General features: G+C 23.7%; 4 protein-coding genes. 2 read left to right on the forward strand and 2 right to left on the reverse strand.

The window, feature by feature from the left end; genetic code table 11:
- Positions 1–146: 146 nt before the first annotated feature.
- Positions 147–2,141 (reverse strand): MJ1255/VC2487 family glycosyltransferase, encoded by a 1,995-nt coding sequence (locus MBCUR_RS01215; protein ID WP_067089214.1) that lies wholly within the window; start codon positions 2,139–2,141, stop codon positions 147–149.
- 480 nt (positions 2,142–2,621) lie between these two features.
- On the opposite strand from MBCUR_RS01215, the gene mtnA reads away from it, so the two are divergent.
- Positions 2,622–3,581 (forward strand): S-methyl-5-thioribose-1-phosphate isomerase, encoded by a 960-nt coding sequence (mtnA, locus tag MBCUR_RS01220; RefSeq protein WP_067089217.1) that lies wholly within the window; start codon positions 2,622–2,624, stop codon positions 3,579–3,581.
- Positions 3,582–3,730: 149 nt separating this feature from the next.
- Positions 3,731–4,306 carry a GNAT family N-acetyltransferase gene (locus MBCUR_RS01225; RefSeq protein WP_067089220.1) on the forward strand — a complete coding sequence of 192 codons (576 nt, stop codon included), beginning with the start codon at positions 3,731–3,733 and terminating at the stop codon, positions 4,304–4,306.
- On the opposite strand, the gene MBCUR_RS10530 is transcribed toward MBCUR_RS01225, so the two are convergent.
- The gene (locus MBCUR_RS10530; protein ID WP_169805771.1) at positions 4,303–4,452 is read right to left on the reverse strand and encodes a hypothetical protein; all 150 of its coding nucleotides are present in this window, start codon (positions 4,450–4,452) and stop codon (positions 4,303–4,305) included. The two genes, MBCUR_RS01225 and MBCUR_RS10530, sit on opposite strands and share 4 nt — an antisense overlap.
- Positions 4,453–4,761: the final 309 nt, after the last annotated feature.

Below are 4,761 nucleotides of genomic sequence, written 5' to 3' on the forward strand. Positions count from 1 at the left end.
ACATTTAAAAAATAAAAATACTAATTAAAATAAACTATTATTTTATGTAAATGATAAATAATTAATAGTATTTTCTTATATTTTTTGGATTTATTCCATATTTTTTAATCTTTTTTTTTATTTAATTTTATGATTTATACCATTATTTAAAATTCATTTTTATCCATCAAATGTTCATATGCGTATTTTTCTATGGAATCTTCAATTTCTTTTAAGAGTTTACTGTTGTCATGGTTTTTAACTTTGCTTAATTCTTTTTTGTATTGATCTAAATTATTAAAGAAGTTTTCAGCTGTTTTTATGTCAAAATCTCTTGTCATTATTCCATATCCCAATTTTTCAACATAATATCCATTTAACAGCTGCTCAAAATTACCTTTTGCAGGAATACTATAAATTGGTTTTTTTAGATAAATAGCTTCACTAATAAATGTAAATCCTCCATTAGCTATTACTGCCTTTGAATCTTTCATGTCATCGTAAATTTTATCTTCATTGAATTTTCTAAATCTAAGATTGCCATCAAATTTATCTTGGTTATATCCGTAAATTATAAATTTTCTATTTAGCTTTTTTAAAGATTTAATTAGTTTTTCATTAGATGGGGATGTTTGATACACAAAAATATAATCTTTTACACTTGTTTCTAAGCTTCTAATTTTTTCTCTAATAACTGGAGGATAAATAACTGCTTTTTCTGGGTTTTTTACTTTAGGGTGGAAAAAACTTGTAAGAATATATTTTTTTGGTTTTATTAAATAGGATTTTATAACTCCTTTAGCCTTCAACATTTCTCTTTGAGCTTCTGGAGGATAGTCTATCATTGTTTTTGTAATCATATGTATATTATCAACACTTAAAAGTGGAATATTCAAAATTTTACTTAAAATATTTGAATAGTTTTCAAAATCAGTTATAATTATATTTGGATGATATTTTTTAGCTTTTTTGTATAATGTTTCATATCCTTCTTTTAAATTATTTGGAGCAACTTTCACAGCATTTAAAAAAGTTTTAGTATTTTTTACTTTATTGTTTTCATAAACAGTATTAAATCCACCTATTTCAAAAACATTGTCAAATTTAACTTTTAAGTATTTGTATGCTCTGTCACTTGCAAATATCCAGATATTATATTTTTTTAATAAATGCTCTATAATTACAGCACTTCTAATGGCATGTCCCATTCCTTCCCCACATACAGCATAGAAAATTCTTTTTTTATCACTTATAATAGCTTTTTGAGATTTTACTGGTAAATTATTTCCTGGAAATATAGGCTTTGTTTTAGTTTCTTTTTTACTTTCTTTATTTTCTTTTTTATTTTCTTTTGTTCCCATGATTAATTGTGCATTGTTTTTTTCATCAATTGATAAAATAGCTTTTTGGCTTTTAAGGATTTCTATTTTTTTAATAATTTCATTTTCTTCAATGGGATCTCCTTCATGACCAAAAAAATATTCTAATTCGTCAGCATGTGTCCGTATTCCTCTTAAATCATTAAATGTGCTTTTACTGTATTGTTTAAGGAGTTTTTTAAGTCCTTCTTTTTCTAATCTTCTAGTAGAAACACCTATTTTGCTGCTTCTAAGTACTTTAAAGTTATGATTTTTTGCTATTCTTTCAATATAATCTGTGTCTTCCCCAAAACTTAAATTTTTATCAAATCCATTGTGTTTATCATGTATTTCTTTTTTTGTGATAATACCATAACAACCAGCACCGTGAGGCTTTATTTTTTCAAAAATAATCATAAATGTGTTGGCAATATCATGTAAAATCTTATCTCTTTTGCTTTTACTTAAAGGATTCATTAAAGTTATTCCAATATCAACATTTTTGCTTTCAAATTCATCTACAACTTTTTTTAGGTAATTGTTGCTTAATTTTAAATCTGAATCTAAAAATAATAAAATTTCTCCCTTGGCTATTTCAGCACCTTTGTTTCTACCAATTCCTGGCATTCCACCTTTTATGATTTTACAGTTATATTTTTTAGCTATTTTGATTGTTCTATCTGTTGAGTTTGCATCAGCTATTATAACTTCATAATCATCAAATTTTTGGGATTTAATACTTTTTAACAGTGTTGGAAGATATTCTTCTTCATTGTATGTTGGAATAATAATACTGACTTTCATAGTATCAAAATAAAACAGTTTTTTTTTTAAAACTATTTATGGTTTTAATTATTTAGTAATTATTAACTATTTTAAATATCTACTTATTCTAAAATTTTAAATAAATTTACTATAATTTATTTTATTATTAATTAACTTATTTATTTTATTATTAATTAATTTATTTATTTTATTATTTATTTTTTTATTTAATTTTTATTATTAATCATTTCATTTTTTATTTTAGTTATTTCATTTTTTTTTTTTTTTTTTTTAAATATATGGGTTTTGAAAAAGCAATTAATTAATGTATTTGAAAAAGATAAAAATAATATGATAGTTTGCCTTAATTATATCCTATTTTATAAAAATCTTTAATTTTAGTATGTATTAAATCAATAATTTTATTTATTATTAAATTCTTAATTTTATTTATATTAATTATTTTATTTACATTTTTTTTACACTTTTTACATTTTTTTATTATAGAAATGTGGTTTTATGAAAACAATGGAATGGAAAGACAATCGACTGGTTTTAATTGATCAAACGAAATTGCCTGATGAATTGAGTTACTTTACATGTAAAACTTATGAAGATGTTATAATAGCTATTAAAACAATGGTAGTCCGTGGAGCTCCAGCTATTGGGGTTGCAGCTGCTTTTGGAATGGCTCTTGGATATTTGGATGGTGAAAATTTAGAAAATGTTGGAAAAAAACTAAAAGCATCTCGTCCAACTGCTGTAAATTTATTTTGGGCTGTAGATAGGATATTAATATCAGATAATCCTTTAGAAGAAGCTAAAAAAATGTATATTGAAGATATTGATACTAATTTAGCTATTGGGCGATATGGTGCTGAAATAATTGAAAAAGGAGATACTATTTTAACTCATTGTAATGCTGGTGCCCTTGCATGTGTAGATTATGGAACTGCACTTGGTGTTGTTAGAACTGCACATCATCAAGATAAAGATATTAAGGTAATCTGCGATGAAACGCGCCCACGTGGACAAGGAGCAAGATTAAGTGTATGGGAAATGCAACATGAAGGCATTCCAGTTAAATTAATTCCAGATGTAGCTAGTGGATATCTTATGATGACTCATAAAATTAATAAAGTGGTAATAGGAGCAGACAGAGTTGCATTTGATGGAATTGTAAACAAAGTTGGCTCATTTTTGGTTGCTTTGGCTGCTAAAAGATTTCATATTCCTTTTTATGTTGCAGCACCACTTTCAACTTTTGATCATGAGATTTCAATTTATGATACAGAGATAGAAGAAAGAAGTCCTGATGAAGTTTTATACTATGGAGGATGCCGAATAGCTCCAAAAAATACTGAAGTTATTAACCCTGCTTTTGACATTGTGCCAGATGATTTAATTACAGGAATAATTACAGAAAAAGGTATTATACATCCAAAGAAATTTAAAGAGTTTTTTATTAACTTAAAATAATTTTGATTTTTATTAATATTTATTTTAATCTTTCTTAATTTTTTGTTTTTTTATAAAAAACCTTAAATTAAATAGATTTTGATTAAATACTAAGTAAAATTAAGTAATATTATGTAACAAAGTATATATTATTAAAAATGGTTATATTTATGGAATCTGAATATATATTAAACAATTATGTTTTAGAAAAGTTAGTAGCAAAAAGTGAATTAAATAATTTCAGATGTGCATCTGACGATTTAACAGATTTTTTAAAAAATGATGCTTTAAAACAACAAGAACAAAATTTAAACATTACTCAACTTATTACATGTGATAAGGAAATTATTGGATATTATTCTTTATTAACTGACAGTATAGAGTTGAAAAACATAAGAGACACTGATTCAAAAAATATAATAAAAGAAAAGCTACCAAAAAATAAAAAATTACCTGCTATAAAAATAGGTAGATTTGCAATAAGTGAAAAATATTCCAGTCAGGGTATTGGAAGCCAAATACTAAAAAATCTTATATTTAATCTAATAAAAATATCAGAAAAAATCGGTTTTAGATACATAATTGTTGATGCTTATGCAAAAGCCTATTACTTTTATGTTAAAAAAAATAACTTTGTTAATTTAAAAAAAGACGATAAAAAATTAGAAAAAATAGATAAAATAATAGAAACTGATCCAGAATATACATTTTTTTTATATATGGATATAAGTAAAATTAAAAGTTAATCTGGAAAAGGAACAACTCGTTTCAAAGATGCTAAATCTTTTGCGATCTTTAAATCTTCTTTTGTTGGTGGTTCTTCCATTTTTTTCAAAAAATCGTAGGCTTCTTTACCTTCTAAAGATGGAGTATCTATTATTTTTTTTGCCATATTTTTCATCCCTAAAAAATTTATATTAATTTATAAATATGTATATTTACTATGTAATTATTACCATATAAATTTATCTCTCAAATTAAAAAACTTGAATAGCTTAATAAATTTAAATATCTTTTATATGGGTTTATGTTCTAATATTTTAATAATTTATCCCATCAAATATTTTATAAATTATATTGTTAAGACAATTTAATTTTCATATTTTTTATTTAAGTATAGTATTTTGATAATTTTTTATCAGCATTTTCTTTAGTGAAATTCCAGTTTATTTTGCATTTATTTTCATTTCTGTAGTTCTGA

This window comes from Methanobrevibacter curvatus (assembly GCF_001639295.1).
GTDB classification, from domain to species: domain Archaea; phylum Methanobacteriota; class Methanobacteria; order Methanobacteriales; family Methanobacteriaceae; genus Methanoflexus; species Methanoflexus curvatus.

Coding starts and splice junctions, on each gene's coding strand:
- MBCUR_RS01215 (WP_067089214.1), bottom strand. CDS start 2,141: ATGAAAGTCAGTATTATTATTCCAACATACAATGAAGAAGAATATCTT.
- mtnA (WP_067089217.1), top strand. CDS start 2,622: ATGAAAACAATGGAATGGAAAGACAATCGACTGGTTTTAATTGATCAA.
- MBCUR_RS01225 (WP_067089220.1), top strand. CDS start 3,731: ATGGAATCTGAATATATATTAAACAATTATGTTTTAGAAAAGTTAGTA.
- MBCUR_RS10530 (WP_169805771.1), bottom strand. CDS start 4,452: ATGGCAAAAAAAATAATAGATACTCCATCTTTAGAAGGTAAAGAAGCC.